The organism is Synechococcus sp. Cu2B8-bc1011 (assembly GCF_047302735.1).
Classification (GTDB): domain Bacteria; phylum Cyanobacteriota; class Cyanobacteriia; order PCC-6307; family Cyanobiaceae; genus Synechococcus_C.
In genome coordinates, this window is the sequence record NZ_CP138915.1 from 1,303,664 (window position 1) to 1,329,762 (window position 26,099).

Here is a 26,099-nt window from a genome sequence, read left to right on the forward strand (position 1 = left end):
GAGGCGTCAGACCTCCATCCCTTCAAGATGGCAAGAGATGTTGCGGTGCGAATTAAATGTGCACCAATGGGATCAATGAACGCCGGCAACGTCTGCACGACTTGCTGCTGGCCCTCTTGGCCCAACAGGGCGATCTGGAGTTGATGGATGCGGACAACCCCTCCGGTTTGGTGGGTGGGGGCAGCCGTGATGCGCCGGCCGATGCGGCCCGCTGGCTGGAGCGCAATCGACGAGTGTTGCAGCGCTATCAAGCGCTGGTGCGTACAGCGGTGACGCTTGATGCCCTGCTTGATGCAGAAGACGGCATCGCTCAGGAACCCTCTTGATGGAGCAGTTGTTGTTCGCGGCCAATGATCAACAGCAGCAAGCTGATCGCAAACAGCAGCGCCGTGATCACCGCCACGACCAACATCGTTCCCGCCAGCCCCTGGGTGTAGGCCTCTCGCAGAAGGTTGAGAAGCTGCTGAGATGCAGCTCCCTCAAGCGAAATTGGGCTGTTGCGCAGAAATAAACGAATGTGCTCATCGAGTTGGGGCAGGTGTTCCAATCCCAGGCCAGCGGCCTGCATGCGGCTGTGCAGATCGTTGAAGCCAAAGCCGCTGATCATCGTTCCGCTTGCGGCGAGCCCAAAGGCAAAGCCCAGTTGGCCGCTGGTGGTGCGAAACGCCAGCACCGACCCAAAACAATCCTCTGGCGCTTCCTGAACAAACAGGGCGGATTGCGGCACGGCCACAAAGGCCAGGCCGAGGCCGGCCAGCATTAAGGCGGGCAGCAATTGCCAGTAGGGCGTTTGCACTTGCACGACCGCGAATAGCGCCAGGCCGAGCACCAGCGCCAGGCTGCCCCCCGCCATTAAGACCAAGGTGCGCCGGCCCGGACCCATCCAGCGTCCTGCATAGATCCCTGCCACGCCAAAACAGATCAAAAAGGGGAGCTGAGCGATGGCCACAGCGCTGGTGCTGTAACCCTGCACCAGCTGCCAGAAGTTGCTGGTTTGCAGTTGCACCACCGCTTGGGCCACATTCCAGCCGATCCCGTTGATCACAGCTGCGGCAAAGAAACCGCGCAGGTAGAGCCTGGGCGGAAAGATCGGTTTGCGGCTGCGACGCTCAATGGTGATGTGCAGCACAAACAACAGCAGTCCGCTGCAGGCCGGCAGCCAGAAGCTAGGGCTGCGCAGTCCTAAGGCTGCGTGGTTGATGCCGAATAAAAACAGCACCATGGCGATGGCAATACTCGTCAGGCCGGGGAGGTCGGGCTTGAGGGAGCGATTGCCTGGAATGGCTGGCAGCAGTGTGGGTAAGAGCAGCAGGCTGGCGCTGCAAATCATTGGCACCAGCAAAAAGGACAGGCGCCAATGGATCGTGGCCATCCAGCCACCGATCAGGGAGCCGCTGATGAAGCCCACCACGATCAGCAGGTTCCAGAGGCCCAGGGCGGCGCTCACGCCAGCGGCCGGGGTGACGAAGCGCACGCTGGCAAAGGTGCTGGTCAGCACCGACCCCAGGGCGATGCCTGTGAGGGCTCGGCCGACCAGGAACAGGCCCGCTTCGCTGGACAGCATCGAGAGCAGATTCCCCAACAGAGCCAGCAGCAAGGAACCGGCGAGCACCCGCCGCCGCCCAAAACGATCGCCGAAAAAGCCCATCACCAACACCGATGCGGCTTGGGCCAAGGTGGAAACGCTCGCACCTAGGGCCAACACAGCGCCATTCATTTGCAAGGCATCGCTGGCTTTCACCAAGGCGATATTCGCCACGCTGGGGTCGATCAGCTGCAGGCTGGCAAGGATGCCCAGATAAGGGACGCACGCTAGCGACTGCAATTCCCTCAGAGTGCCTATTTTCACTGGGTTCTCACGCGTTCTCAATCAGGGCATGGTCAACGGCGAAAGGGTGTGGGCGTTGCTGCCGGTGCCCGTCCAAAGGATGCAGGGAAGAATGGTTTAGGCGCCTGTTGGCTGGCGGCGCTGGACAATCGATCCCCATGCCTGCTCCTAGCAAGGCCCTGGCTCTTCTGGCCAGTTCTGGCAATCTGGAGCCACTTTCGGCCTCTGCATGGCACCGCTCGGACTGTCCGCATTGCGTTCACGGCTGAGCCGCGGCTCATCAGGGAAGGGCTGGCAACCCCCAGAAGGAAGCTGGAGCCGTTCGTTTGGCTTGGGCTGGCAGACCCCGTTCACGGTGCGCTACGCCAGCAACCTCGACGATGGCCCCTGGCATGGGATGCCCCTTGGTGGCTTTGGATCAGGCTGCATTGGCCGTAGTTCCCGTGGTGATTTCAACCTCTGGCATCTCGATGGCGGTGAGCATTGGTACGGCAGCATTCCCGATTGCCAATTCGCCCTTTGGGAAAAGCAGGGCGATCAGGTGCGTGTCCATGCCTTTGCCACAGAACCAACGCGCGATGACTCCAGGCCGGAGTCAGGCAAGCCGCTGAGCAGCTGGCAGTGGTACCCCGCCAGCACGGAGGAGACCAGCACCGGGACCTATGCCGCTCGTTACCCCCTGAGTTGGAACCATTACGAAGGGGTCTTTCGCACTGAAGTGAGCTGCGAGGCGTTCAGCCCGATCCTTCCTGGTGATTACCAACGCAGCAGTTATCCGGTGGCGGTGTTCCGCTGGACCCTCACCAACCCCACCAACAAGCCTTTAGAAGTATCGCTTTTGCTGAGTTGGCGCAACACGGTGGGCTGGTTCACCAACACCGATGCATCGGCGGAGGTGCACTTTCGCGATGACGGCAGCCCCGAGCACAACTACGCCCCAGCGATTGGAGATGGCGAGGGCCAGAGCAACCGCTGGATCGATGGCAATGGACTGAGCGGAGTGCTGCTTGATGGCAAGCGTTCAACGCCGGTGGCGGAAGGGGAAGGGCAGTGGTGTCTTGCCCTGCCCGACACGCTGGAAGGGGTGGATCTGATGCGCTGCAGCCGTTGGGATCCCAGTGGTGATGGTGCCGAGCTCTGGCAGCCCTTTGCCGCTGACGGGGTGATCCCCGATAGCAACAACGATCGCGCCAGCCGTAAGGGCGAGCATGCCAGTGCGGCGATCGCCGTGAAACTCACCCTGGCGCCGGGTGAAACCCGAGAGATTCCTGTGGCGATCAGCTGGGATCTGCCGGTCACGAGCTTTGCGACGGGGGTGCGCGACCTGCGTCGGTACAGCGATTTTTATGGCGTTGATGGCTGCCATGCAGCTGCGATTGCGGCAGAAGCACTGCGCGATTGGCGGTCTTGGCATGAGCAAATCGAAGCCTGGCAAGCGCCGGTGTTGGCGCGTAAAGAGCTGCCCGAGGAACTGCGCATGGCGCTGTTCAATGAGCTCTATGACCTCGCCAGCGGCGGCAGCCTATGGACCGCCGCCACCTCGAAGGATCCCTACGGCCGCTTTGGGGTGCTCGAGTGCCTCGATTACGCCTGGTACGAAAGTCTTGATGTGCGTTTGTACGGCTCCTTTGCCCTGCTGCAGCTCTGGCCGGAACTCGATAAGGCGGTGATTCGCAGCTTTGCCCGGGCGATTCCAGCGGCCGATGCCACCCAACGGCCGATCGGTTGGTATTTCACCCAGGGCCGCGGCAGGGTGGAAGCGGATCGCAAGGTGAAAGGGGCCACACCTCACGATTTGGGAGCACCGAACGAGGTTCCGTTTGATGCCACTAATTACACCGCCTATCAAGATTGCAATCTCTGGAAAGATCTCGCCAGTGATTACGTGCTTCAGGTGTGGCGTACGTTCAAATTGGCGCCCACGGGAGAGGACCTCAGCTTTCTGGCGGAGTGCTGGCCTGCGGCGGTACAGGCCCTGCACTACCTCAAGCAATTTGACGTGAATGACGATGGCCTCCCTGATAACGGCGGAGCCCCAGATCAAACCTTTGATGATTGGCCGCTAAAGGGGGTAAGTGCCTACTGCGGTGCGCTCTGGATTGCGGCCTTGGAAGCGGCATTGGCGATGGCGCAACGGCTGCAATTGGAGCTCGGGCTAGACACCGGCGATGAGCAGCACACCTTTAGTGGCTGGTTGGAGCAATCACGCGCCAATTTCGACAAGCTTCTTTGGAACGGTGAGTACTACGACATCGATGCCGAAAGCGGCACGCCGGTGGTGATGGCCGATCAGCTCTGCGGTGATTTCTATGCGCGATTGCTGGGGTTGCCTCCGGTCGTGAGTGAGGAGAACAGCCGAAGCACCTTGAAGGCGATCAAGGAAGCCTGCTTTGACAACTTTGCTGGCGGATCCTTGGGGGTGGCGAATGGCTTGCGCCGCGATGGCACACCCTTGGATCCCAATGGCACCCATCCCTTGGAGGTATGGACGGGGATCAACTTTGGAATTGCGAGTTATTACCGCTTGATGGGTGAGGGCAAAACCGCAGAAGCGATTTGCTCAGCGGTCGTGACCCAGGTGTATGCCGGTGGCTTGCAATTCCGCACCCCAGAGGCAATTACGGCCGTGAACACCTTTCGGGCTTGCCACTACCTGAGGGCGATGGCGATTTGGGGCTTCTGGGCTACGCACACCGATTGGGAAACGATTCCAGGTGCGCAGCGGGGGTAGTCATGCCAACTCAGATCGCTGTTCAATCATTGCTGCCACATCAAGTCGCAGCATTGAAAAGAAATGGAGCCGTTGGAGTGAGGATTAAGGCTTCTTGGATGCTTCTAATCCCAATCTCAATGACTTTGTACTGTGCTTGATCGACTCGGCATTGTGTTGTTTGATGATCTTCACTTTTGAAAGGCAAGCTGTTGAAATCGATGATTAATGAATCGCAGTAAGACATTAGATTCTCCCTTTGCAGGATTTCTTGGTCTAGTGGGTTCCTGTTGGTCGATGTCTGTTGATTTTTCTAGCAGGGTGTTCTCAATCGGTTGATAAGGCTCTGTGCATTGGTGGCCCACGTGATGCGGTCGGAAGGCAAATGCTGTGTCGCTTGACAGCGTAATTTTGTTTTGTTTTCTGCTTAGATGCAGTTAGTCATAGAAGCTAAGCAGTTGAGTCATGGTTGTGGGATTTGAATTTGCAAGCATAGTTTCAGCGTTCGGAATTTGTGTTGCTGATTGATTTTCCTTCTTTGGTTGAAGGAAAATTTATGGATGGTCAGGCTCCTGGAGGGAGTCTGATGATCTGTTGTCAACTTTCATTGGATGGTGCATTGATGCCAGCTTTTGTTTGGAGCTGGTGCTTTTCTGCGACCTCAATTGATCGTTGATGTCTGATTCAGCAACTGCTTGTCTCTGCGCTTGTTTTTGTTCTTCAAGCCTGAATGATGACTGATTTCTTTACCAGTGGTTTGACCTATCAGGTCAACCCTGCAGGATCTGATATCACCGATTTTAATCCCACAGTAGATCGTCTTGATTTCGGACAGATTTCTGTTCATGGCTTAATTCTTGGCTCGTTGCCTGATGGCACGGCAGCAATTGTTAATCCCTGGGCTGATCAAGTGCAAACACTTCAGGGTTTGAGGTGGAACGATCTCAGCCTGGATAATCTTGGCGTTGTTGGCAATGAACATCTCCGACAGGATATTGGGGCGGTGCTTTCTTGGGAGCAAAATATTGGCGCGCGTCACTCAGGAACTGTGTATGTGCGCTCCCATCAATTTGGTGTTCAAGAGGTGATCAATGGCTTTGATCCTCAAACTGATAAAATTAATTTTCTCTACACAGGTACACGCGAACGACTGTCTGTTGTTGACACGGATCAGGGGTTGTTGATTCAGTTTCAACCTACAAATCAAAGTGTGCTGTTAACAGGTGTTCAGCGCAGTGATTTGATCGGTGCCAATCTCGAGTTTCATCACGATCAGGTGATGGAGGACAACCTCGAGGTTCCTTTTGGTTTCAGTGCTGAACAGGTGTCCTTGGTCAGTCGAGCTGGTCTCCTCACACCCCTGGCTCCTAGCGGAGCTTCCACTGACGGGGATCAGGTGCGTGTTGGCCTGATGGTGAATCCTGATTCCACGGTGATGGAGATGGAGTCGTCCCACTCCATGCATGACCACAGCAGGCATCATCACTCGATGTCTTCAGGGGGTATGGCTGCCATGAGCAGCGACTCGATGATGGCAGTGATGGTTCCTGCATCATCAAGTTCGGGAGAATTGCAGGCCTCGGTTGCGGGCACTCTTTATTCGGGTGGAATGAGTGGAACCCTCACGCTCTCGAATCTCTCCGATGTTGCATTGACCGAATGGTCGTTCAGTTTTTTGACCAATCAACCCGGCTTTGAGAGTTGGTCGTCTGAATCTTCGGTGACGAATCTTGGTGGCGGTCGTTATCAGGTGTTGTTGACCCCTCCAGCATGGGGTCTTGAAATTCCTGCTGGTGAGTCTGTTGATCTCTCCTTCAATGCCAGCAGCGTGGGCTTGCCAGATTCGGGCGTCCTGACCAATGCGCTGTTGTTTGTTGCCGAGCCTGATACCGGCGTTGTTAGCTCTGCTCCACCAGCAAACGGCGACAAATCTTCGCTGACTGTGGATGCAATACCGCCCGTTGTTGAGGCATCGCCTTCTCTTGAGGCTCCATCTCCGGTTGATCCAGCATCTTCTGTGGAGCGATTCCCTGAAATGGATGGGCCCTCCGTGATGGCAGATCTGCAGGGGCTTTCTGTATCGGCAACGATCAACGGTGGCTGGTCTGGTGTCTTCGCGGGCGAAATTACCGTTGCCAATCTTGGTGATGTTTCTGCTGGCGCCGACTGGAGTGTTGCTCTTGTGATGGATGCACCGCTCACATTGGTGAGCAACTTTGAGGTGCAGTCTGCGCTTCGGAGTGATGGCCGCTACGACGTCTCCCTTTCTCCAAAAGTGTGGTCTGCTCCCTTAGATCCAGGCGAATCACAGACGTCTTACTACCAAGCGGCAGGTGAGGCCACGGACCCTGCTCAGGTGTTTGATTTCGCCGATGTTGAGGCTGGAGATCGTTCAGTGACAACTTCCGAGCAGATAAATTCTCCAGCTGACATTTCGGAATCAGCGATCTCTGACGCAGCGGAAACTGAACTCAGCGGCATTGTGGAACCTAATGCCTCCATCGAGAGCAACGCTTCAAGTGGTCCTTCGCTAGAGGCTTCGAATGGCAATGCTGACAAGCGCATCGTTACCTATTTCGAGGAATGGGGTGTTTATGAACGCGACATCAATCTTTCCGATGTGAATGGGCAAGCGATGACCCACCTCAATTACAGCTTTTTTGATGTCAAAGCCGATGGTTCTGTTGAGCTCTTTGATTCTTATGCGGCGCAGGAGAAGCGCTTTGATGCAGTTGATCAAGTGAGTCGTACGTTTACAAAAGTCGAGTATCAGGCGGTTGATCCTGCTCTGATCGCTGTTTACAACTCAGATCAGTACACCATCACTGAAACTGCTGATTCGGTCACCGTTACCAGTGTTCCCGTTGGGTGGAATGATGCTGGTCCCAAGGATGCAGGGAATTTCGAGCAGCTTCGCCGTTTCAAGGAGCTTAACCCTCATGTTGAGCTTGGTTTTGCCTTGGGTGGATGGACGCTTTCCGATGAGTTCAGTACTGCTTTTGCAACGCAGAGCGGGCGCGATCGCTTCACCAGGGATGTGGTGGACATTTTTCAAAATAACAAGTTCTTTAGTGTTATTGATTTTGATTGGGAATATCCAGGTGGCGGTGGTGCTTCAGGTAATGCATCGAGTTCTAATGATGGGGCAAACTTTGCCTTAGTGCTGGAGCAGTTGCGTGCTGAGCTTGATGCTCTTGAATTACAAACAGGTGGAAGCTATGAGGTTTCCGTTGCTACGGCCGGTGGATCAGAAAAACTCTCCAATCTCAACCTTTCTGCGATCGATCCTTATGTCGATTTTTATAATGTGATGGCCTACGACTTCCACGGAGGTTGGGAGAATCAAACGGGGCATCAGGCAGCGATGACCGGTGATTTCAATAAGTATGATGTCACCACTGCGGTATCTTTCTTTGAAGAGGCTGGGGTCGATCTGAGCAAAGTGGTGTTGGGCGTGCCGGCCTACACGCGTGCTTGGGGTGGTGTCGACGATGGTGGAACGTTTGGTTATCAACAGTTAGGGTCTGGTGTTGAAGCTGAAGGTTCTTTTGAAGCCGGCGTGTATGACTACAAAGACATCGTGAATGATGTGATCACGGGGCAGACTGATCTCTACTGGGATGACAATAGTAAAGCTGCTTTTTCCTATGACGGTGATGAATGGAGTTCCATTGAGACTACGGCCACAATTGCCGGGAAAGCGGCTTATATTCAAGAAAAAAATCTGGGCGGAATGATGTTCTGGGCCCTGAGTAATGACGCTAAAGGTGAGCTTAGTTTGGTTGAGGCGGCAGACGACATTCTTCGTCAGGGTGCCTCCTCTGTGGGAGCGGTTGAAAATGCTCCGGAATTTGATTACATCCTTGGAGGTAATGGTGAATTTAGTATCAGTGATTTTACGGCCTTGGCTTGAGCTGATCTCAGCTGATTGCTGTTACCGATTTGAGTGCTAAAGCCCATAGCTGAGTGACAAACTCCTCCTGTGAATGGGGAGGAATGTGTTGTTGAATTCCTTGTGTTTTTGTCTTGGGTTTTGGTGGAGGCAAGAATCTGTCTTCATCTCTGGCTAACGACTCCCACAGTCCAGTCATGGAGCGCCGATGATGGCCGGACGGATTGGCTTGTTCTGATGGGTGTGCTGCGTCGACTTTTGGTCTCTTTCTTGGCTGCGATGCTCCTGCTTCTGCTCACTCCCAATGCAGCCTTAGCGCAAGTCCACCAGCACAGCGATGAGACTGGTGCGCCAATGTTGCGCAGCCTCGAAAGCCTGCGAGACCTCGATTACGACAGCTGGCAAGCCGTGGTGTATCGCACTGGCAAGCCAGGCAATCCCGTGGTTCTGAGACTTGTGGGCTATCCCGGCAAGGTTCGACTCGACCACCCGGTTTCGATGGCTGTTCAGGCAGGAGTGAAGACATGGGAATTAGACGACATCACTCTCGATAACCCCGCTCTCGCCAGCGATGGCCGTGAAGCTGCTGCCGAATTTGCTCTCGATCCGCTTCTCGCCGATCTGAGCAACAACCGGCCTTTGCGCTTGTTCCTTCCGGGAGTGTTCAATGAGTTGCCTATACCCCCTTACGTGGTGGGCGAATGGCGCGACGTGCAAACCCAGCCGCTGAGCTGATGCAGGCCGGTTCCCACCGCTGGACCCTTTGGATGCGCCGGGCGCTTCAGCTTGCAGCTTTGGCTGAAGGCCAAACCAGCCCCAACCCCTTGGTGGGTGCAGTGGTGCTCGATGCTCAAGGAGCCTTGGTGGGCGAAGGCTTTCACGCCAAAGCAGGTCAAGCCCATGCCGAGGTGGGTGCACTTGCCCAAGCAGGTGGGCGCGCCAAGGGGGGCACGATCATCGTCACGCTCGAGCCCTGCTGTCATCAGGGTCGCACCCCCCCCTGCTCAGAGGCTGTGATTCAGGCCGGCATTCAGCGCGTGGTTGTGGCACTCAAAGATCCTGATCCGCGCGTGGCTGGTGGTGGCATTCAGCGTTTGCGGGATGCGGGTTTGGAGGTGATCACCGGCGTGTTGGAGACCGAGGCAGCGCATCAAAATCGTGCCTTCGTTCATCGTGTTCAAACGGGTCGTCCCTGGGGCCTTCTCAAATGGGCGATGAGTTTGGATGGCCGCACCGCCCTGCCCAACGGCGAAAGCCAGTGGATTAGTGCTCCTCCAGCGCGGGGCTGGGTGCATCAGTTGCGGGCTGGTTGTGATGCGGTGATTGTGGGAGGTGGCACCGTGCGCGCTGATAACCCTCTGCTCACGAGCCGTGGAGCGCGTTCGCCAGAACCCATGCGCGTGGTGCTGAGTCGCAGTCTTGACTTACCTCCTCAAGCTCAGCTTTGGGATACCAGCCTGGCGTCAACCCTTCTTGCCCATGGGCCAGGTTGCGCTGATCGCCCCCTGCCTGAGGGCCCGGAACACCTTGAGCTTCTGGCAAGCGAGCCGTTGGATCTCCTGCATGCTTTGGCTGCAAGAGGCTGCAACCGCGTTCTCTGGGAATGCGGCCCGTCCCTAGCAGCGGAGGCAGTCAAGCAGGGCTGTGTTCAGGAGTTGGCGGTGGTGATTGCCCCCAAGCTTCTTGGAGGTCAATCGGCCCGAACGCCTCTTGGTGAGCTGGGTTTCTCGGCGATGGATCAGGTGATTCCTCTGTCCGCGCTGTCTGCAGAGTGGTTGGGGGGTGACCTGTTGCTGGGAGCGTTAACGCCTGTCCTTGACCCAACTGTTTAAGGGGTGTCCCAGAGCGTTTGCAATGTCCACAAGGACCACCCTCCATCACCCAAAATGCTCCGCTTCCAAGGTGGAAGTTTTGATCGAGCGCTTCAATCTTTTGCAAATCGGTGTGGCTGAGTTGGAGATCCGCAGCTTGTCAATTTTCAAGCAAGCGGGACGTTTTCACGGATTTAGGAATCGCTGAAATGCCCCTTTGCTCATCCCATGCCAGCACCAGCACCACCTGGGCGGGAGAACAGCCGCGCGTTGATTCCATCGCCTTCCCTGTTTCGCTGATCGGACTTTGTTCCGGTGTGAGTAGATCATCAACCGTCTCTGCAAAAGTCTTCTCTGGCCTGATTCCCACCGGCCAATGAATCAGGTAAAGATTCAGACAGTCCACTCCGAGATTCTCAAGTGATTGTTTAGGTGCCGCCTCTACATGAGTCTTTCTATGGCAGTTAGACCAAAGCTTTGATGTAATCCAGAGCTCCGATCTTTTGACCTCATGATTTTGAATGGCATCCGGTCACCGTCGGTCTTCGTGATTAAAAATGTCTTTTTCTTCCACTTGGTTGGTGTAGCGACCGATGAGGACTCCCATCACCACGGCTAAATAGAGCGGTCCAATGATTCCTGTGACGACCGCGAGCATCCGCGAGACCGGCAGCACCGGTTCGATGTCACCAAAGCCCACTGTGGTTAAGCAGATAAAAGCGAAATAGTTGATTTGAGAGAAGGCCCTCATCGACATCAGCACACTGGCGTCGGGGCCACTGGCTGCATCGTGGAGGATGTTCAGCGGCTCGAAACTGCCTGGCTGAATGGTTTCTACGGCGCTCATGACAAGACCAGCTGTGAGCCCCAACAACAAATAGCCAGCAGCTGCACCCATCAGTAATCCAGACGTGACTTTGCGTTCTTGGGACAACCGCTCCACCAAGCGGATCACACTCCAACCCACCAAAACACTCCAGGTGAGCACAAGTGGAACGCCACTCACCACCCAGCGCACAGGCGTGATTTGCCAAAGAAGCAGGGCAATCAGAGCTCCGAGACCTAGGAGCTGGTACAAACGATCTTCAAGCGTGAGCGTCTCTTTGCGGATCATCACTAACTGCGTGAGCAGCAAGGCGATCAAGGCGTAGCCGAGAGGGCCGATCCAGCTCAGGCGAGGAAAAGCAAAGCTCACCAGCACCACCAAGCACAGGCTTAGAAGTAGCTCATAAATTTTTTCTTGATGCCGGCGCTTCGATCGGTCTGATTTCATCTTCAGAGCATTCCGCCAGGCTCAGGATTCCAACAATCGCGAATGCCAGCGACCCCAGCAAGGTGGTCCGCATGGACATTGTGCTGTCGACGTTGAACAACACCGTGCCAAGGCTGTTCGTGTTTCGAGGCGCTTGAGGTGCTTTGGCTGGAGCAAAGCGAGAAGCATTCCCGTCTAACAGAGGACTGACCAAGCCCTCTGTTGATGAGCTTCATGGTTCTCGTCAGGGCGCCAACTGGTCCAAATGCCAAGGGTACTCAGCCTTTGGCTTGTGACCTAGGCGTTCGGTTCTCCTCCCAGCCCGCTCACCCATCAAGGAAATAATCGATTTAGTTTGGTGCGGAATTCGGAATCAGCTTCATGGCGATTCGAGAGGACGACAATCGCCCTAATCGGCGCTTCGGAATCATCAATCTGGTTTTGATTGGTTTCGGAGTGTTGTTGCTGCTCAGCAGCTTCATCCCTAACCAAGGCATGCAGCAGGTGCCTCGTGTGCCCTATTCACTCTTTATCGACCAAGTGAATGATGGAGCGGTTAAGCGCGCCTTCATCACCCAAGATCAAATTCGCTACGAGCTCAGTGAGGTTGAGGAAGGTGCCCCTTCCGTGCTTGCAACCACGCCGATCTTCGACATGGATCTGCCTCAGCGTCTTGAGAGCAAGGGTGTTGAGTTTGCTGCAGCCCCGCCGAAGAAACCCAATATTTTCACCACCATCCTGAGTTGGGTGGTGCCTCCGCTGATCTTCATTCTGGTGCTGCAGTTCTTTGCGCGCCGTTCAATGGGTGGTGGCGGAGCTCAAGGTGCGCTCAGTTTTACGAAGAGCAAGGCCAAGGTTTATGTGCCTGATGAGCAATCACGGGTCACGTTTGCCGATGTGGCAGGTGTTGATGAAGCCAAGGATGAGCTCAACGAAATTGTTGACTTTCTAAAAACACCTGAGCGCTATACCGACATCGGTGCACGAATCCCCAAAGGGGTGTTGCTGGTTGGTCCTCCAGGTACGGGTAAAACCCTGCTTTCCAAAGCTGTTGCAGGTGAGGCAGGCGTTCCCTTCTTCATTATTAGTGGTTCTGAATTTGTAGAACTTTTTGTGGGAGCAGGTGCTGCTCGCGTTCGTGACTTGTTCGAGCAGGCTAAAAAGAACGCTCCTTGCATCATTTTTATTGACGAACTTGATGCGATTGGTAAGAGCCGATCCGGTTCAATGGGTGTGGTTGGTGGTAACGATGAGCGCGAACAAACGCTTAATCAATTGCTGACCGAAATGGATGGATTTGCATCCAAAGACAAGCCCGTCATTGTGTTGGCTGCGACCAACCAACCTGAAGTTCTCGATGCAGCATTGCTTCGCCCTGGTCGTTTCGACCGTCAGGTGTTGGTGGATCGTCCAGATCTCTCCGGTCGTAAAACAATTCTCGACATCTATGCCAAAAAAGTAAAATTGGCCGATGACGTTGATCTGGATAAGATCGCTCAGGCTACTAGTGGTTTCGCAGGCGCTGATCTTGCCAACCTTGTGAACGAGGCAGCACTATTGGCGGCCCGTAATTATCAGAAAGACGTGTTACAAGGTGATCTCAACGAAGCGATTGAGCGGGTTGTGGCTGGCCTTGAGAAAAAGAGCAGGGTGATGCAAGACGATGAGAAAAAGGTTGTTGCTTATCACGAGGTTGGTCACGCAATTGTGGGTCACCTCATGCCAGGTGGCAGCAAAGTGGCCAAAATTTCGATCGTGCCTCGTGGCATGAGTGCCCTCGGCTACACGCTGCAACTTCCTACGGAAGAACGCTTCCTCAATTCTCGCGAAGATCTGGAAGGTCAAATTGCCACCCTTCTCGGAGGTCGTTCTGCAGAGGAAATTGTTTTCGGCAAAATCACCACGGGAGCTGCCAATGATCTGCAGCGCGCCACGGATATCGCCGAGCAGATGGTTGGCACCTATGGCATGAGCGACACCCTGGGACCTCTTGCCTATGACAAGCAGGGTGGTGGCCGTTTCCTGGGCGGCAATAACAATCCTCGCCGTGCAGTGAGCGATGCCACAGCCCAAGCGATCGATCGTGAGGTGCGAGGTTTGGTGGACCGTGCCCACGACCAAGCCCTTTCGATCCTTCGTCAAAATATGGCATTGCTCGAAACGATCTCTCAAAAAATTCTTGAAAAGGAAGTCATCGAAGGGGATGACCTCAAGGAGATGCTTTCAGCCAGCGTGATGCCTGATGAGCAATCCGTAGCGGCTTAATCTGCTGCGCTTGGTTCGTAAAAATTACGTTTTAGTTTTCAGTAACTGCATGAACTGTCTCCTATGGGGGCAGTTTTTTTGTTGCATTGATCAGCCGCAGCCGCAGCAAACGTTTCAATTCTTGTAACCGTTTGGCGTCAAGAAGAGCAACGGTTCCAGCACTCAGGGGCAAGAAGGCTTGACGAGCAGCCCTCTCATCCCCGATAACATTCCTTTGAAGCCGCTGGCATGGATAAGGGCGTTGCTGCTGTTCTCAGCTCCTTAAGCGGACGCGACTACCTGTCGTCAGCAGACATTTCTGCGCAGGAAACCCAAGCTCTGCTCGAACTTGCGCGCCAACTCAAGTCTGGCGACCGTCGCATCGATCTCGGGAATCGGGTGTTGGGGTTGATCTTCACCAAAGCGTCCACACGCACCAGGGTGAGCTTTCAAGTGGCGATGGCTCGGCTGGGGGGCCAAACCGTGGATCTCAATCCCCAGGTCACCCAGCTCGGTCGTGGTGAACCCTTGGAAGATACGGCCAGGGTCTTGAGTCGTTTTTGTGACGCTCTCGCTGTGCGCACCTTCGCCCAACAGGAGCTCGTTGATTACGCCTACTGGGCGTCGATTCCGGTCATCAATGCCCTCACGGATCTCGAACATCCATGTCAGGCCTTGGCTGACTTCCTCACGATGCAGGAGGCCTTTGGCGATTTGCAAGGCCAAACCCTGGCTTATGTGGGTGATGGCAACAATGTGGCCCACTCCTTGATGCTCTGCGGTGCTCTTCTTGGCGTGAATGTGCGCATCGGCTGTCCTGATGGGTTTGAGCCCCTTCCTGGGGTGCTGGATCAAGCCCGTGCTCTTGCCGTGGCTGGAGCTCAGATTGAGGTCACCAGCGATCCAGTGGCGGCGGTCCGCGGTGCCCAGGCTCTGTACACGGATGTTTGGGCGTCGATGGGCCAGGAACAGGAACAGGCGGAGCGCGAACAGGCCTTCAAGGGGTTTTGCTTGGACGAGGCCCTGCTGGCGCAAGCTGACCCCAAAGCGATCGTCCTGCACTGTTTGCCTGCCCATCGCGATGAGGAGATCAGTGCCGGGGTGATGGAAAGTCCGTCGAGCCGGATCTTTGATCAAGCGGAGAATCGGCTGCATGCCCAGCAGGCGCTCCTTGCCGTTTTGCTTGGTGGTTTGTGAGCGCATCACCCCAGGCGTTTTCACTGTCTGGGGGGGCAGTGACGGTGGTTCTCATTCATGGATTCACCGGATCGCCCTCTGAGATGCAGCTCCTCGCCGAGTCCTTGAATGCCGAGGGCTACGGCATAGAAGTTCCCCTGCTCGTAGGCCATGGCACCACCCTCAGCGATTTGATGGAGGTGCACCCACAGCAGTGGATCGACCCTCTCGATGCCCTGATCATGCGCCTGTTGTCAGAAGGTCAGAAGGTAGTGGTTGCAGGTTTGTCGCTGGGTTCGATTTTGTGCTTGCAATTGGCGTTGCGTTATCCCCAAATCAAGGCCCTTTTGCTGTATTCCCCGCCGATTCGCAGCGGAGATCCACGCCGGTTTTTAGCCCCTGTTCTCGTTCGTTTTACGCAATCGCTGCCGAAGCCTGCCTCTGATTTCTTTGACCCGATCGCGGAACAGCGGCTTTGGTCTTACGACCGCTATCCAGTGGTAACCAGTGCTCGCGTGCTTGATCTCATCTCTCGCACGCGCAAGCAGCTCACCAAGATTCAGCAACCGCTTTTGGCGATTGCAAGTCGTCGCGACAAGGTGATTTCAGCCAGTGGCATTGAGCTGTTGATGCGCAACGTGCAGTCTTCTCCCCGCGAACTTCACTGGTTAGAGCGCAGTGGTCATGCGATCACGGTGGATGCTGAATGGACAGCGGTGCGTGATCTCAGTCTCGAATTTCTACGTAAGATTTTTTGAATCTTTCCTTGAAGCATGGATCTAGTCGAACGAGACAACTGGAAACGGATTCTCGAAACCTTAGAAGCGGCAGGTGATCGCGACAGCGGCTTTTATCGCAGGGCTCAAGCGATCTGCAATGGAGAGCCAGACCCCTTGCTGGAGCAGGAGCGAAAGGATCAGGAGCAGAGGGAGCAGAACGGATGAGCATGAACCCGATTGAGCGAGGCCTGGAACAATCCTTTGAGCTCGAAAAGTGGGGCCGGTTCATCCGAGAGTGCGATGACATCGAAACCCTGAGAGAAACGGCGCTGTCTCTGGTGCAGCAACTGGCTCAGCTCAAGGCTTCAAGTTCCTGGATGGCGTCTCGCGCCTCCGAATCCGAAAATGCCAAGCTTGAAATATTGGCGGAATTGATCAAGCAAAAAAACGTCGACCAGGAGAAGTGATGAGCGTTTTTTCCATTCTGCGGACGTCCGTTGGATTGCGAACCATCGTGATCACTGGATCCACTGCGGCTTTTGTATCGGTTGCCTCCGCGTTGCCGAGCTATGCCAGCTGGGAGCCAAAACCTGAGCCCAAGTTTTGGAGTGAGGTGCGCCGGCAAATGAGTGATCAGGAGAAGGCAACCCAGGCTGATTGGACATTTATTGAGGCGATGCAATCCCCCAAGATTGATGCCGCTGAATATTTGCGTGATCCTCGCCGTGATGATCAGGCGGTGACGTTTCAGGCCTTGTTGTTGATGCGCAAAGGCGAGGAGAACCCTTGGGGAATGCGGCAGTTATTGATGCGTGCCCAGTGTGTTGATGGGGTGTTGGAGCGGCAGGATCAGCAGGGGCGCTGGAACCCCTATCCAGGGCGAAAGGGAACGGCTTCCAAGGTGAAGTGGATCTGCGCTCAAGCTCCTAATCCCTGAGGCCTTGCCAAATCCCCATTGAATAGGTACATATGTATTGACTGAATTGGATCGTCCTGGTGACCACTGGATCCCCCGAGCCGCTGACCACTGCTCAGCAGGAGCTGTACGACTGGCTGTCGGACTACATCGGTAGCCATCGTCATAGCCCCTCCATTCGTCAGATGATGCAGGCAATGGGGCTGCGTTCACCTGCTCCTGTGCAAAGCCGATTGCGCCATTTGCAGCAGAAAGGATGGCTCACTTGGCAGGAGGGGCAAGCGCGCACCTTGCAATTGTTGGGAGATGTGGCCTCTGGAATACCGGTGCTTGGTGCTGTAGCGGCCGGTGGCTTGGTGGAAACCTTCGATGATGTGCAAGAGCATCTTGATTTGGCTCCAGTGCTCGAAACCCGTGGCTTGTTTGCGCTCACGGTGAATGGTGACTCGATGGTGGATGCTCACATCGCTGATGGTGATGTGGTGCTCATGGAGCCCGTCATCGAGCCGGGGCGTTTGCGTCAGGGCACGATTGTGAGTGCTTTGGTTGCAGGGAGTGGCACCACTCTTAAGCATTTCCACCTTGATGGAAGTGTGGTGCGCTTGGAAGCAGCAAATCCTGCTTACGACCCGATTGAGTTGCCAGCGGAGCAGGTGCAGGTTCAAGGCAAATTAATGGCGGTGTGGCGCCAGGTTTGAGCTCTGTGGCGGTGTATGCTTCGCCTCGACAGCGAACAGGCTTGCGGGCTTCGCCGTTGTTGATGGGGCCATAGCTCAGCTGGTAGAGCACCTGCATGGCATGCAGGGGGTCAGCGGTTCGAATCCGCTTGGCTCCACTTCAAGAATAAAACCAGTTACTGACAGGTTTCTGGCGGCTTACAAGAGTCGCTTTTTTAATGCCGAAAAAGCTAAATATCATTTTTGATGCGCAAAATGATGCGCAAAAATTCGGTGTCCCGTATGGCCGCGGCTGTTTCCTTCGGTATCTCATGCGAGCTGACTCTGCCCAGCGCGTGGTTGGTTGTTCTGTCATCTCTGGAATCGATCTGGATGGCTTCGCACTTGTGCTGAGGGCTATGTGGCGCGCCTCATGCCCCGTGTTGAGCAACTTGCTTCTTCGAGAAGTAGCTGCTGCGGGTCACCAGGGTGGCTGTGTTTGCTTGGGCGATATGGCGGGTTTGGAAGACCAACGGCTGAAGCAATTGGGCTGAACTGGACTCATCCTTTCGAGTGAGTGGCTCTCACCCCAATGGGCGATCTCGCCAAACTGCTCAGATGTGGCAGCAGCAGCCTGATTACGCCCGATACAAAGAGAAGCTTGGCGGTGAAGGCTGGCTGGTCAACAGGCAAGAAGGGATGCTCATTCAGATCAAACCCGATGCAGCAACACAACATGCTCAGTTCGTTCTGGTGAGCTACTACCGCTTGTCAGCACGGCTGGGGCAACCCGTGAGGCAGCAGCGGATGCTCAGACACCTAGGCATCGAGATGTGGATCAATCTGCAGAAGATTGGTTGGCAACGCTGCACAACGCCCAACTGACTTCTTGCAAAGCCGAAACTGCCCACTGCAGCTGGCTTTCTGCAACCTTGTGAGCAAAATCACAGCCACTGTTGAGCCAGGGCATCGAGTGAACTCCTGAATTCGGAGATGGTGAGTTCACAGGGGGCAAACAAAGCTTCCAAACCTCACTTCTAATCTCATGGCTTATTTCTCTTTCAAAAAAATTGGATCACTTGTCATCTTGCCGATGATTGTTTTAGCAAGCATTACCGCCGAAGCCCATGCTGCTCCGAAAGTAAGAGTGTTGAGCCAATCTCAACGCGGACAAGTTTTCCGCAGAAGCAGGTTTACAGGAGACAGATTGCAATTAACAAGTACTACAAATTGTATCGAAGCCCTAGTTGCAGCGACGACTCAATACAATCACAAATCTGCGGAAGAAGCTCGACAAGCTGGAATAAAGAAATGGCAAAATAAAGCTTACGAAGCTTATACGGGGCCGGGAATGATTTCATGGAATTGGGCAGCCTCAAAATATATTCAAACTAGATCAAAGGAAATTTACATTCCTAATAATGCCTGGGACGGCAGTGGTGTTGGTAGCGTGCAAACGGTGTGGCAAGCAACCGTGAAAGGAAGACCATGCGGACAGCATGAACTCGACCCACCTGCTATTCCGTGACATAGTCCGATATTGATTTATGCATACTCTGCTCTTATGAGCAGGGTTTTTCATTGTCAAAAATGTCCAGCTGAGGCATGAGAAACGATGCGGAAGTCAGGCTGGTGGAAAACGCTGTCAGCCCAGAAGTGGTAAGTACTGCACACGATTAGAATATGAATGCAGTAGGATCTATTTTTATTTCAGCAACATCACAATGGATCAGCAGCGTTACGAACCGTTTGACATTGATAAAGGGGCAGACAAGTTGTTCTTTATTGGTTCTGCATTTATGATTATCTTCTTGTTTCTTATGTGATCCGAGGCACTCTATACTGAAAAATCTCAGAGAAATGGGATTGCAGAGTAACTCAGGTATTCTTAATTCAATTGAAAAGAAGAGCTTCAGGATTCTCTAATTACAATCCCCCCGCCACGAGCGGGGTTTTTATTGCATAGGGGAATGCTTTAAGCAGTTGCCCCCAAACCAATGACCCTTGATACTCAAATAACACTGGCTCTGCTGCAAGAGCTATTGATGGCACTAAGGGCTAACGACGTCGATGGCTGAACAAACCGATATAGACGCTGCAGCAATTCAACGCCTTGTTCCTGAACTCTTCAGAGTCACCGCAGCACTTGAAGCAGCAGCACCTGGTCGCCACTTCACACCTGATGGACATCTAGTCGGCAGCATCGGTGAGGTAATTGCAGCCGCTCGATACGGACTGACATTGACCACAGCCAGCACCAAAGGAATTGACGCTCACGACGCCAACGGCACCAGCGTTGAAATTAAAGCGACAACTGGCAGACGTGGAGTGGCGCTTCGGGGGATGGAACCAACAGCTGAGAGGTTGATCGTTCTTCAGATCGACACGACCGGAGAAGCAACAGAGATCTATGCAGGAGCTGCATCACCGGTATGGGCAGCAGCTGGGGCAATGCAATCAAACGGACAGAGAATCATCAGCTTCAACCGACTACGAGTACTCCAGTCCTAAGCGGCTTACAAAATCAACCAATGACTAAACCAACTGATGCCGATCTGATGCCGCGAAAGCGTTGGTGGCGAGTCTCTGCTTGGGGGTCGGGTTACGGAGCGAATGGAGGGCTCCGCGCCACACCCGAAGAGGCGGATGCTTCGGTGACTCACCTGATCGAAAATGTGGGCTGGTCTCCTGACCATGTGCTGGTTGAAGAGCTGAATCTGACTGAGGAGGAAAGGCAGGAGATCGCAGCGAAAAACAAACCGACGGAGTGGTTCACAGGCCCCAGAGGTGGTGTCTACAGGCTGAGCAGCACAGGGCGATCTCGCATCTACATCTGACGGCACAACACCCCTTACGGAACTAGTTCGGGTTAATCGGACTCATTCTTTCGAGTGAATGGGTCTCAACCCAATGGGCAAACTCGCCAAACTGCACTGATGTGGGAGCAGCAGCCTGATTACGCGCGATACAAGGAGAAGTCCGGCAGTGAAGGCTGGCTGGTCAACAGACAGGAGGGGATGCTCATCCAGATCAAGCCCGACACACCAACGCAACATGCTCAGTTCGATCTGGTGAGCTACTACCGCTTATCAGCACGGCTTGGGCAACCAGTCAGGCAGCAGCGGATGCTCAGACACCTAGGCATCGAGATGTGGATCAACCTGCAGAAGATCGGTTGGCAACGCTGCACGCCTCCTAACTGACTTCTCGCAAAGCTGAAACTGCCTACTGCATCTGGCATCACCAGCACAAGCGAGGCATCCTTCAGGCATCTAATTAACGCCCCATGCTGCGTCGTCTCTCCCTGGGGCTTTTGGCTTCTGCCATTTCTGTTGCTTCTCTACCTGCCATTGCGCAAGAGGGCAGTGCTGATGAGCTTGGTGTGATGAGCATCAGCCTTAAGGATGTGGTCAAGCCAACTCTTGGGTTTCAAGGGGCGTTGCAGGGTGCTGGCACGCCTAACCAAGCAGGTATTGGTGGCTTCCTTCCACTGTCTGTCGGCGACAACAGCGTCTGGTTTCTTGATGTCCTCGCTAACGCTAATTTCGCTGATTACGAGAACAACAGCAGCATCATTAACACCGATGTCGCTGGCACCACCATCTCAACCTCATCAAGGCTTGGTTACCGCTGGCTGAATGGTGACCGCAGTTGGATGTACGGGCTGAATGCTGGTTATGACAGCCGCCCAATGAATACAGGTGGAACCGATACCGGCATTCCGTTGTTTGGAACAGAAAAGAGTGCTTTCTTCCAGCAGGTGGCAGTCAATGCAGAAGCGGTCTCCAATGACTGGAACTTCAATGCCTATGCCTTACTTCCTATAGGTGATACCGAGCAAGATCTCAACTTCTTTTACCAAGGCGGTGCACTTAACACCTACGGGCTTGATGTTGGTTATTTCATCACGCCTGAGCTGAATGCTTCTGTTGGTTACTACTATCAAAATGGTGATCTAGGTACGGCTGATGGATCTGGTGTGCTTGGAAGAGTTGCTTATGAAATCAGCAACGGATTAACAGCAGGAGTGAACATCTCCTACGACGAAGCATTCGAGACAAGAGTTTCAGCTGATCTTAAAGTTCGATTTGGCGGTGCAGCTACAACAGCACAGCGCAAACAAGTTCAACAGCTACCTGTCATATCTGCATTAACATCATCGCCAAGCAATAGGAACGTGAGGGTGCATGATGATCTACAGTTTAAATGTTTTGTCGGTGGTGTATCTGTTGTACAAACTCTTGTCAGAAGTGGTTCAAATTTTGAGCAAGACCTTTCCTCATTCGTAAGAATTTGCAGAGCATGGCGCGGAGTCGTAAGTATATCGAATGACAAACTACCAGAGGATGCCTGATATGATAGATCAAAGAATAGATAAAACGAGATCGCTAAAATAAGGGTGTCAGCTAGGGGCATTGCAGCAGATAATGACATCATCATTTATTGCCTACCTATCAGCTCATTCCAGCTAATCGCTTCACCAGCCACTAACTGACGACCGCGAGCGTGCATTGCTTGTAGGTCGGTTTCGCTGTATTTAGACCACCAATCAGGCATCCTGCAGCTTTGCCTCTCGCCTGGATTCGGTAAATCCTCTTCAACTACAGGCTTTCGGTTGGCTTTCTCGTTCACCATCAGCTGTCCATCTTGGAACGCGGGTGTTGGATCGGTCAGTTGGTAGCGAACTTTCTGTTGCCTGATCGCCACCCAACTTGAACCGGGTTCGAATCTCCTGTGCTTCGAGCGACTCAGAAGAGAGCCATTGCTGTGACAGTTGCCGACAGTTCATGTCCAGAACCAGTTCACACTTCTAATAAGTGCTCATCACCACTGGGATGTCCAAGGCTTGAACACCTGCTTCGAAAGCAGGTACGTGGGACCATTGCGCCTGCGTAGGAAAGTAAGCGAACCGCTAGGTATCGTCGTCACCGACATCAATTAAGTAAATTTTAAATGGTTGATGTAGGCGGGTCTGAGTTATTTATTTAATAAAGTATCTAACATTTGGCATTAGAAAGCCACGTGAGAAAGAACCGTAAGACATGTCACTGAGCTGATCACCAATGCTTGGTCCAATATCCCAACCCTTTTCAATTATCTGTTGGCGAATTTGATATTTCCATGCTGATGCTGTCCCTATGTATGCTTGTGGCTTGAAATGAGCCTCATCCCACTCACCCATCCCAAAGCTTTCGAGGCAATCCATAGTTACTTTTTTCTGTTTTTCAGAACGACCAGTAATGACAATAGTGGCAACACCCCAAGATCGAAATGCCTTATAAGCTTTTCTGACGGGTTCAATAACTGGTGTACTGCAGGACTCAACAGCTCTATCTGAAGTTACGCTGTCATGGGTAAAAGAAGTTGGTGAAATCTTGTCACTATTGTATGAGCTTAAAATCGTATCATCAACATCAAATACTGCGGCTAGTTTGCATTGCGTGTTTTCTTTCGGTCTTGGTGTGTTGCATTTGGTTTGAACCCATTGATTGGTCCACTCAATAGCCGCACCGGCAATGCTTGCTTGATCGCGTGATGCCTGATGATTGTGATAACTCACAATTTCATCTTGGGGATAATCGCCGATTGCCCATATTCCCGTTGAGGATAGAGCAGGTAGGTTCTGCCCGGTTACTATTAGTGTATAAACATTATTCGATTTGCTTGTAATTTGCATTTCATATGTCTTCGCCAATGAAGAAAATGGAATCATCGTAATCATCATTGACTTCAGGGCTACAGTCTTTACTAAAAGCGAAAGACAACGACTTAAAGTATTCATGAAATCTGAGGATATTTTCGATACTAGAGATGATTGCCTGTTCTTTCGGCCAATGTTTTATAATTTAATAATCTAGAAGATCTCTGTAGCATTTGGTTTCAATACCTAGGTTTATTGAGGATAAGAAAAGGCAATATTTCGTGCCAATGAATATTCCTTTTCAATCTTAAAGCTGTCTTTGCGACCATAGATATCCCTGCGGCAATTTGTCGGAAGCTTGGACCTAGGTGGTTTTGGCCCCGTGGATAACTGACAAGTCATCAAAACAGTATGAAGGTATTAGACACTAGAGATGAACGCCACGCAGCCCCACTCGTTAAGTTGAAACTGACGATTGTTCGGTGTAAGCTTTTTAGAATTATTAAAATAAGGAAAGATCAAAATTGTCTGCAAGCAACCCGAGTCAAAACATCCAAATTGGTTTATGGTCGGCGTTTATTTCTAGTATTTATTTACTTCTTGCAGATTATTTGCTCAACTATTTTTCCTCATCATGGCTGATGCTAACGGCTCTAATGGTTCTGCCCTTGTCAGTCCGGACGGTATGGGTAAGTAGAAAAAGGTATGCAACATGGAGTAAAACTGCCTGGATAGCATTTGTCCTGGTTGGTATTCTCAGCGGCGCTTACAATTTATCGTTTTTATTAAGTGCTGATCAACTACCTATCTCGGTAGCCTCAATGTTTCTATCTATAGCCTCAGTGATGGTGCTGCCTTTGTCATGCATAATGTCAACTCGATGGCCGCAAAAACTTGAAATAGCATCAATTATTATGGTTTTGACTGGAGTGGCACTCATACTTCAATTCCAGCCTGGAAAATTTTCGTGGATTGGATTGATATTTGGCTTTACTGCTACTTTTTTATCAGCCAATGCAACAATTTTCTCTGGGAAGTCAAGACAAATACTATTGGCTAGTGAAGCAATGATTTCAAAGCAGATAGGAAAACTTTTTTTTGCTGTTGTGGGATTAACGATTTTTGTGCAACAGGATAATGATTCTCCTGGCTTAAATATCTATCTTTGGGCCTTACTTGGGCTATATGGTGTCATAAAAATATACGATACATTTATCGCGTCTCGGGCACAATTTGCTTTGCCTCCACTTATATTCCAAACCCTAAGTCTTTTAAGCCTCCCTTTTGTTTGTTTGGCCGAAGTAATCGTTTTCAAAGGAACTTTCACGTTATTGCAGTGGTTAGGTGTTGTCGCAATTGTTTTTGCTGGATTTTTGGCATCACGCTCGAAGCAAAATCAACTTAAACCTATTAAGTAAACCGATCCCTGAGTATTGTTTATGTTGTCATAGATTGATAGATGGCAATATAGTTTCAAGTAATGTAATGGCTTGCTTCCTGTTAGTGACACTGAGCAACAACTGAACTGTTTCCCCCAAGGCGGTTCACTCAACACCTACGGGCTTGATGTGGGTTATTTCATTACTCCAGTGGTGAATACTTCTGTTGGGTATTACTACCAAAATGGAGATCTTGGATCCGTTGATGGTTCTGGTGTGCTCGGGCGGGTTGCTTATGAGATCAGCAATGACTTAACGGCAGGAGTGAACATCTCCTACGACGAAGCATTCGAGACCAGAGTTTCAGCAGATCTTAAAGTTCGCTTTGGTGGTGCAAGTACAACAGCGCAGCGCAAAGATGTTCAACAACTACCTGTGATCAATGCCTTGACATCATCACCAAGCAACCGGGACGTACAGGTGCACGATTGCTGCTATAAGGATTCAGACGATAGTAATGATCCCGGTAAAAAAAAGGCGGCAGTTAGGGCTGTTCCAGCAGGGTGATATGTAGTTATTTAATTTATAGATGTCTATATGCTCGCAACTGCTTGGTCCATTGTCTTTGTTTGAAGCCTTGCGTTGGCTGCACCAAAGGCGGCATCAAGTCCTGCTTCATCAGTCCACTGCCCGTAGTACTTCATATGGGTGCTCACGTCATGGCCCATTGATGCAGCGAGTTGTCTGAGAGGAATCCCAGCTAACGCACCTCTGCAGGCGTAGCCATGGCGAAGGCTATATGGCGATATTCCCGGGTTGGCTTTCACCATTGCAGCCCAGTAAGGATGACGATCGAGGTATTGCCGGAAGGCGTGGCCACAGCTGAAGAGAACGCTGCAGCCCGTGAGAGATACCGGCAGCTCCTCACCGACGCAGACGGCTTTGCGCATCGATTCCTCGCTGTGCGGGGTAGAGCAAACGGCATTGATCACGACTGAGATCCCCCTTCGCGATGCAGTCTTTGTATTGCTGCGAGTGGCTGTAGGTCTCGAAAGCGAATGCAGCGGCAAAGACCAGTACGAACAGACTGGCGACAGCAATGACAGTCAGAGAGCCTGTGTTTTTGGTTGGTTTGTCCATCAATCAATTCCTTCCATCACATCCTCACCCCGATTGATCGGGGTTACATCACCCATTCGAGTGAAAATCACCACCTAGGCAGGCACCACGCAAGTGACTTTGGCCCGTTTGGGGGATGCGCCTTCATCACCCTTTCGGCGATGGCTACAAGTCTTGGCTGGTACTGGGAATTGAATAACTTGGACGTGATAGAGCTGGTGTGGTCAAGTCCGACTAGATGAAGCCTTTACGCTATTGGTTGAAGAAGAGAGGGACAGGCTGATGGCTTGGCAGCTGGGAGTGAGTCTCTAACCCGCTTGGGGGATTGTGCAGCACAGATGATTTTTCGATTCGGGGATGAGGAATAAGGATTCTGCGACATTAAGAAGAGAGATCAGCAGACATTACTGCTACAAAAGCAATGGGAGTAAATAGAGTCAATTATTTTCTAAACTGTCACGAAGCTTTCGATTCTTCTTATGAAACTTCCTCCACTAAAGCACTTCAGGAGATGCAGTAGCGAGAGCGCAGTCATTACAGATAGTTGACTTGGCTCTGCCTCCATACTTGCCAGCAAACTCAAAGCTCATCTCAACATCTTTACCGCATTCAGCGCATTTAAGAATTTTCATCGCCATAAATAGTAAGGAGAAGTGATCGGCCTATGGCTTGATCCAAAGGAATGCCCATTTTTGTGTGGTGCTCCACTAGTCCGGCCGACGATGAAAAACAATCAGCTCCCTACAATCAGAGTCA

At 52.6% G+C, this 26,099-nt stretch carries 28 protein-coding genes, 1 tRNA gene and 1 pseudogene; 22 read left to right on the plus strand and 8 right to left on the minus strand.

The annotated features are described in order from the left end of the window. The first annotated feature begins 56 nt into the window (after window positions 1–56). Entirely contained in the window at window positions 57–326 is a 270-nt protein-coding gene (locus SIC18_RS06820; RefSeq protein ID WP_048346088.1) for a hypothetical protein, read from the plus strand. Here the strand turns inward: SIC18_RS06820 and SIC18_RS06825 are convergent. Continuing rightward, the gene (locus SIC18_RS06825) at window positions 311–1,849 is read right to left on the minus strand and encodes an MFS transporter (RefSeq protein ID WP_413429111.1); all 1,539 of its coding nucleotides are present in this window, start codon (window positions 1,847–1,849) and stop codon (window positions 311–313) included. The genes SIC18_RS06820 and SIC18_RS06825 overlap by 16 nt on opposite strands. Window positions 1,850–2,057: 208 nt before the next feature. Here SIC18_RS06825 and SIC18_RS06830 point away from each other — a divergent pair, with 208 nt between their 5' ends. The 4 genes from SIC18_RS06830 (at window position 2,058) to ribD (ending at window position 10,262) form a co-directional block, all read left to right on the plus strand. Further along, a complete protein-coding gene (locus SIC18_RS06830; protein ID WP_048346090.1) occupies window positions 2,058–4,559 on the plus strand; it encodes a GH116 family glycosyl hydrolase in 2,502 nt (833 codons plus the stop codon). Between the two features lie 712 nt (window positions 4,560–5,271). Beyond that, complete coding sequence (locus tag SIC18_RS06835) at window positions 5,272–8,451, plus strand: glycosyl hydrolase family 18 protein (protein ID WP_413429112.1); 3,180 nt, start codon at window positions 5,272–5,274, stop codon at window positions 8,449–8,451. Between the two features lie 216 nt (window positions 8,452–8,667). Then, the gene (locus SIC18_RS06840) at window positions 8,668–9,165 is read left to right on the plus strand and encodes a DUF3122 domain-containing protein (protein ID WP_245407359.1); all 498 of its coding nucleotides are present in this window, start codon (window positions 8,668–8,670) and stop codon (window positions 9,163–9,165) included. After that, the gene (gene ribD, locus SIC18_RS06845) at window positions 9,132–10,262 is read left to right on the plus strand and encodes a bifunctional diaminohydroxyphosphoribosylaminopyrimidine deaminase/5-amino-6-(5-phosphoribosylamino)uracil reductase RibD (RefSeq protein WP_413429113.1); all 1,131 of its coding nucleotides are present in this window, start codon (window positions 9,132–9,134) and stop codon (window positions 10,260–10,262) included. The genes SIC18_RS06840 and ribD overlap by 34 nt, the downstream gene beginning before the upstream one ends. A gap of 139 nt (window positions 10,263–10,401) precedes the next feature. Here the strand turns inward: ribD and SIC18_RS06850 are convergent, their stop codons facing one another. Genes SIC18_RS06850 through SIC18_RS06860 form a run of 3 tightly spaced genes read right to left on the minus strand, consistent with a single transcriptional unit; the run spans window position 10,402 to window position 11,707 of the window. Next, on the minus strand, window positions 10,402–10,764 hold the full coding sequence (locus SIC18_RS06850; protein ID WP_371190335.1) for an aldo/keto reductase: 363 nt from the start codon (window positions 10,762–10,764) through the stop codon (window positions 10,402–10,404). Between the two features lie 9 nt (window positions 10,765–10,773). Then, window positions 10,774–11,514: a potassium channel family protein gene (locus SIC18_RS06855; protein WP_048346093.1), complete on the minus strand. Its 741-nt coding sequence runs from the start codon at window positions 11,512–11,514 to the stop codon at window positions 10,774–10,776. Further along, on the minus strand, window positions 11,468–11,707 hold the full coding sequence (locus SIC18_RS06860) for a hypothetical protein (protein ID WP_071840715.1): 240 nt from the start codon (window positions 11,705–11,707) through the stop codon (window positions 11,468–11,470). The genes SIC18_RS06855 and SIC18_RS06860 overlap by 47 nt, the downstream gene beginning before the upstream one ends. Before the next feature lie 167 nt (window positions 11,708–11,874). On the opposite strand from SIC18_RS06860, the gene ftsH reads away from it, so the two are divergent. From ftsH to SIC18_RS06935, 15 genes are all read left to right on the plus strand, one after another. Next, on the plus strand, window positions 11,875–13,758 hold the full coding sequence (gene ftsH / locus SIC18_RS06865) for an ATP-dependent zinc metalloprotease FtsH (protein WP_048346095.1): 1,884 nt from the start codon (window positions 11,875–11,877) through the stop codon (window positions 13,756–13,758). A gap of 228 nt (window positions 13,759–13,986) precedes the next feature. Then, on the plus strand, window positions 13,987–14,934 hold the full coding sequence (gene argF, locus SIC18_RS06870; RefSeq protein ID WP_413429114.1) for an ornithine carbamoyltransferase: 948 nt from the start codon (window positions 13,987–13,989) through the stop codon (window positions 14,932–14,934). Further along, window positions 14,931–15,671: an alpha/beta hydrolase gene (locus SIC18_RS06875; protein WP_048346097.1), complete on the plus strand. Its 741-nt coding sequence runs from the start codon at window positions 14,931–14,933 to the stop codon at window positions 15,669–15,671. The genes argF and SIC18_RS06875 overlap by 4 nt, the downstream gene beginning before the upstream one ends. Window positions 15,672–15,686: 15 nt before the next feature. Further along, window positions 15,687–15,857 carry a hypothetical protein gene (locus tag SIC18_RS06880; protein WP_413429115.1) on the plus strand — a complete coding sequence of 57 codons (171 nt, stop codon included), beginning with the start codon at window positions 15,687–15,689 and terminating at the stop codon, window positions 15,855–15,857. Further along, complete coding sequence (locus SIC18_RS06885) at window positions 15,854–16,099, plus strand: hypothetical protein (protein ID WP_048346098.1); 246 nt, start codon at window positions 15,854–15,856, stop codon at window positions 16,097–16,099. The genes SIC18_RS06880 and SIC18_RS06885 overlap by 4 nt, the downstream gene beginning before the upstream one ends. After that, window positions 16,099–16,569, plus strand: coding sequence for a hypothetical protein (locus SIC18_RS06890; RefSeq protein WP_048346099.1), 471 nt, complete (start codon window positions 16,099–16,101; stop codon window positions 16,567–16,569). Before SIC18_RS06885 ends, SIC18_RS06890 begins: the two co-directional genes overlap by 1 nt. Window positions 16,570–16,628: 59 nt before the next feature. Next, window positions 16,629–17,246 carry a transcriptional repressor LexA gene (lexA, locus tag SIC18_RS06895; RefSeq protein ID WP_048346100.1) on the plus strand — a complete coding sequence of 206 codons (618 nt, stop codon included), beginning with the start codon at window positions 16,629–16,631 and terminating at the stop codon, window positions 17,244–17,246. A gap of 64 nt (window positions 17,247–17,310) precedes the next feature. Continuing rightward, window positions 17,311–17,383 (plus strand) — tRNA-Ala (locus tag SIC18_RS06900). Between the two features lie 153 nt (window positions 17,384–17,536). Continuing rightward, window positions 17,537–17,758: a hypothetical protein gene (locus tag SIC18_RS06905; RefSeq protein WP_413429116.1), complete on the plus strand. Its 222-nt coding sequence runs from the start codon at window positions 17,537–17,539 to the stop codon at window positions 17,756–17,758. Between the two features lie 64 nt (window positions 17,759–17,822). Beyond that, entirely contained in the window at window positions 17,823–18,089 is a 267-nt protein-coding gene (locus SIC18_RS06910; protein ID WP_413429117.1) for a DUF1651 domain-containing protein, read from the plus strand. Between the two features lie 160 nt (window positions 18,090–18,249). Further along, window positions 18,250–18,732, plus strand: a complete 483-nt coding sequence (locus tag SIC18_RS06915; RefSeq protein ID WP_413429118.1) for a hypothetical protein — start codon at window positions 18,250–18,252, stop codon at window positions 18,730–18,732. A gap of 542 nt (window positions 18,733–19,274) precedes the next feature. After that, on the plus strand, window positions 19,275–19,715 hold the full coding sequence (locus SIC18_RS06920; protein ID WP_413429119.1) for a DUF6998 domain-containing protein: 441 nt from the start codon (window positions 19,275–19,277) through the stop codon (window positions 19,713–19,715). Between the two features lie 20 nt (window positions 19,716–19,735). Then, a complete protein-coding gene (locus tag SIC18_RS06925) occupies window positions 19,736–20,041 on the plus strand; it encodes a hypothetical protein (RefSeq protein ID WP_413429120.1) in 306 nt (101 codons plus the stop codon). Between the two features lie 99 nt (window positions 20,042–20,140). After that, window positions 20,141–20,407, plus strand: coding sequence for a DUF1651 domain-containing protein (locus SIC18_RS06930; RefSeq protein ID WP_413429121.1), 267 nt, complete (start codon window positions 20,141–20,143; stop codon window positions 20,405–20,407). 83 nt (window positions 20,408–20,490) lie between these two features. Further along, window positions 20,491–21,558, plus strand: coding sequence for a carbamoyl-phosphate synthase (locus tag SIC18_RS06935; protein WP_413429123.1), 1,068 nt, complete (start codon window positions 20,491–20,493; stop codon window positions 21,556–21,558). An 86-nt stretch (window positions 21,559–21,644) separates the two neighbouring features. Here the strand turns inward: SIC18_RS06935 and SIC18_RS06940 are convergent, their stop codons facing one another. Beyond that, the gene (locus SIC18_RS06940; RefSeq protein ID WP_413429124.1) at window positions 21,645–21,911 is read right to left on the minus strand and encodes a hypothetical protein; all 267 of its coding nucleotides are present in this window, start codon (window positions 21,909–21,911) and stop codon (window positions 21,645–21,647) included. 274 nt (window positions 21,912–22,185) lie between these two features. After that, window positions 22,186–22,986, minus strand: coding sequence for an HAD family acid phosphatase (locus SIC18_RS06945; RefSeq protein ID WP_413429125.1), 801 nt, complete (start codon window positions 22,984–22,986; stop codon window positions 22,186–22,188). A 383-nt stretch (window positions 22,987–23,369) separates the two neighbouring features. Between SIC18_RS06945 and SIC18_RS06950 the strand changes: the two genes are divergently transcribed. Continuing rightward, window positions 23,370–24,263, plus strand: a complete 894-nt coding sequence (locus SIC18_RS06950; RefSeq protein ID WP_413429126.1) for an EamA family transporter — start codon at window positions 23,370–23,372, stop codon at window positions 24,261–24,263. Between the two features lie 72 nt (window positions 24,264–24,335). Further along, window positions 24,336–24,791 (plus strand): annotated as a pseudogene (locus SIC18_RS06955) (carbamoyl-phosphate synthase); the annotation flags it as partial. Window positions 24,792–24,817: 26 nt separating this feature from the next. Here the strand turns inward: SIC18_RS06955 and SIC18_RS06960 are convergent. Continuing rightward, window positions 24,818–25,174, minus strand: a complete 357-nt coding sequence (locus tag SIC18_RS06960; protein ID WP_413429127.1) for a hypothetical protein — start codon at window positions 25,172–25,174, stop codon at window positions 24,818–24,820. Next, a complete protein-coding gene (locus SIC18_RS06965; RefSeq protein WP_048346119.1) occupies window positions 25,149–25,364 on the minus strand; it encodes a hypothetical protein in 216 nt (71 codons plus the stop codon). Before SIC18_RS06965 ends, SIC18_RS06960 begins: the two co-directional genes overlap by 26 nt. Between the last annotated feature and the right edge of the window lie 735 nt (window positions 25,365–26,099).

Bases quoted from the DNA above. Each gene is read 5' to 3' on its own strand.
- SIC18_RS06880 (WP_413429115.1), top strand. From the start codon at position 15,687: ATGGATCTAGTCGAACGAGACAACTGGAAACGGATTCTCGAAACCTTA.
- SIC18_RS06885 (WP_048346098.1), top strand. From the start codon at position 15,854: ATGAGCATGAACCCGATTGAGCGAGGCCTGGAACAATCCTTTGAGCTC.
- SIC18_RS06835 (WP_413429112.1), top strand. From the start codon at position 5,272: ATGACTGATTTCTTTACCAGTGGTTTGACCTATCAGGTCAACCCTGCA.
- SIC18_RS06840 (WP_245407359.1), top strand. From the start codon at position 8,668: ATGGGTGTGCTGCGTCGACTTTTGGTCTCTTTCTTGGCTGCGATGCTC.
- SIC18_RS06855 (WP_048346093.1), bottom strand. From the start codon at position 11,514: ATGAAATCAGACCGATCGAAGCGCCGGCATCAAGAAAAAATTTATGAG.
- SIC18_RS06920 (WP_413429119.1), top strand. From the start codon at position 19,275: ATGGCTGAACAAACCGATATAGACGCTGCAGCAATTCAACGCCTTGTT.
- SIC18_RS06935 (WP_413429123.1), top strand. From the start codon at position 20,491: ATGCTGCGTCGTCTCTCCCTGGGGCTTTTGGCTTCTGCCATTTCTGTT.
- SIC18_RS06820 (WP_048346088.1), top strand. From the start codon at position 57: ATGTGCACCAATGGGATCAATGAACGCCGGCAACGTCTGCACGACTTG.
- SIC18_RS06890 (WP_048346099.1), top strand. From the start codon at position 16,099: ATGAGCGTTTTTTCCATTCTGCGGACGTCCGTTGGATTGCGAACCATC.
- argF (WP_413429114.1), top strand. From the start codon at position 13,987: ATGGATAAGGGCGTTGCTGCTGTTCTCAGCTCCTTAAGCGGACGCGAC.
- SIC18_RS06905 (WP_413429116.1), top strand. From the start codon at position 17,537: ATGCGAGCTGACTCTGCCCAGCGCGTGGTTGGTTGTTCTGTCATCTCT.
- SIC18_RS06965 (WP_048346119.1), bottom strand. From the start codon at position 25,364: ATGGACAAACCAACCAAAAACACAGGCTCTCTGACTGTCATTGCTGTC.
- SIC18_RS06830 (WP_048346090.1), top strand. From the start codon at position 2,058: ATGGCACCGCTCGGACTGTCCGCATTGCGTTCACGGCTGAGCCGCGGC.
- SIC18_RS06925 (WP_413429120.1), top strand. From the start codon at position 19,736: ATGACTAAACCAACTGATGCCGATCTGATGCCGCGAAAGCGTTGGTGG.
- SIC18_RS06915 (WP_413429118.1), top strand. From the start codon at position 18,250: ATGGCTTATTTCTCTTTCAAAAAAATTGGATCACTTGTCATCTTGCCG.
- ftsH (WP_048346095.1), top strand. From the start codon at position 11,875: ATGGCGATTCGAGAGGACGACAATCGCCCTAATCGGCGCTTCGGAATC.
- SIC18_RS06945 (WP_413429125.1), bottom strand. From the start codon at position 22,986: ATGAATACTTTAAGTCGTTGTCTTTCGCTTTTAGTAAAGACTGTAGCC.
- ribD (WP_413429113.1), top strand. From the start codon at position 9,132: ATGGCGCGACGTGCAAACCCAGCCGCTGAGCTGATGCAGGCCGGTTCC.
- SIC18_RS06930 (WP_413429121.1), top strand. From the start codon at position 20,141: ATGTGGGAGCAGCAGCCTGATTACGCGCGATACAAGGAGAAGTCCGGC.
- SIC18_RS06960 (WP_413429127.1), bottom strand. From the start codon at position 25,174: ATGCGCAAAGCCGTCTGCGTCGGTGAGGAGCTGCCGGTATCTCTCACG.
- SIC18_RS06910 (WP_413429117.1), top strand. From the start codon at position 17,823: ATGTGGCAGCAGCAGCCTGATTACGCCCGATACAAAGAGAAGCTTGGC.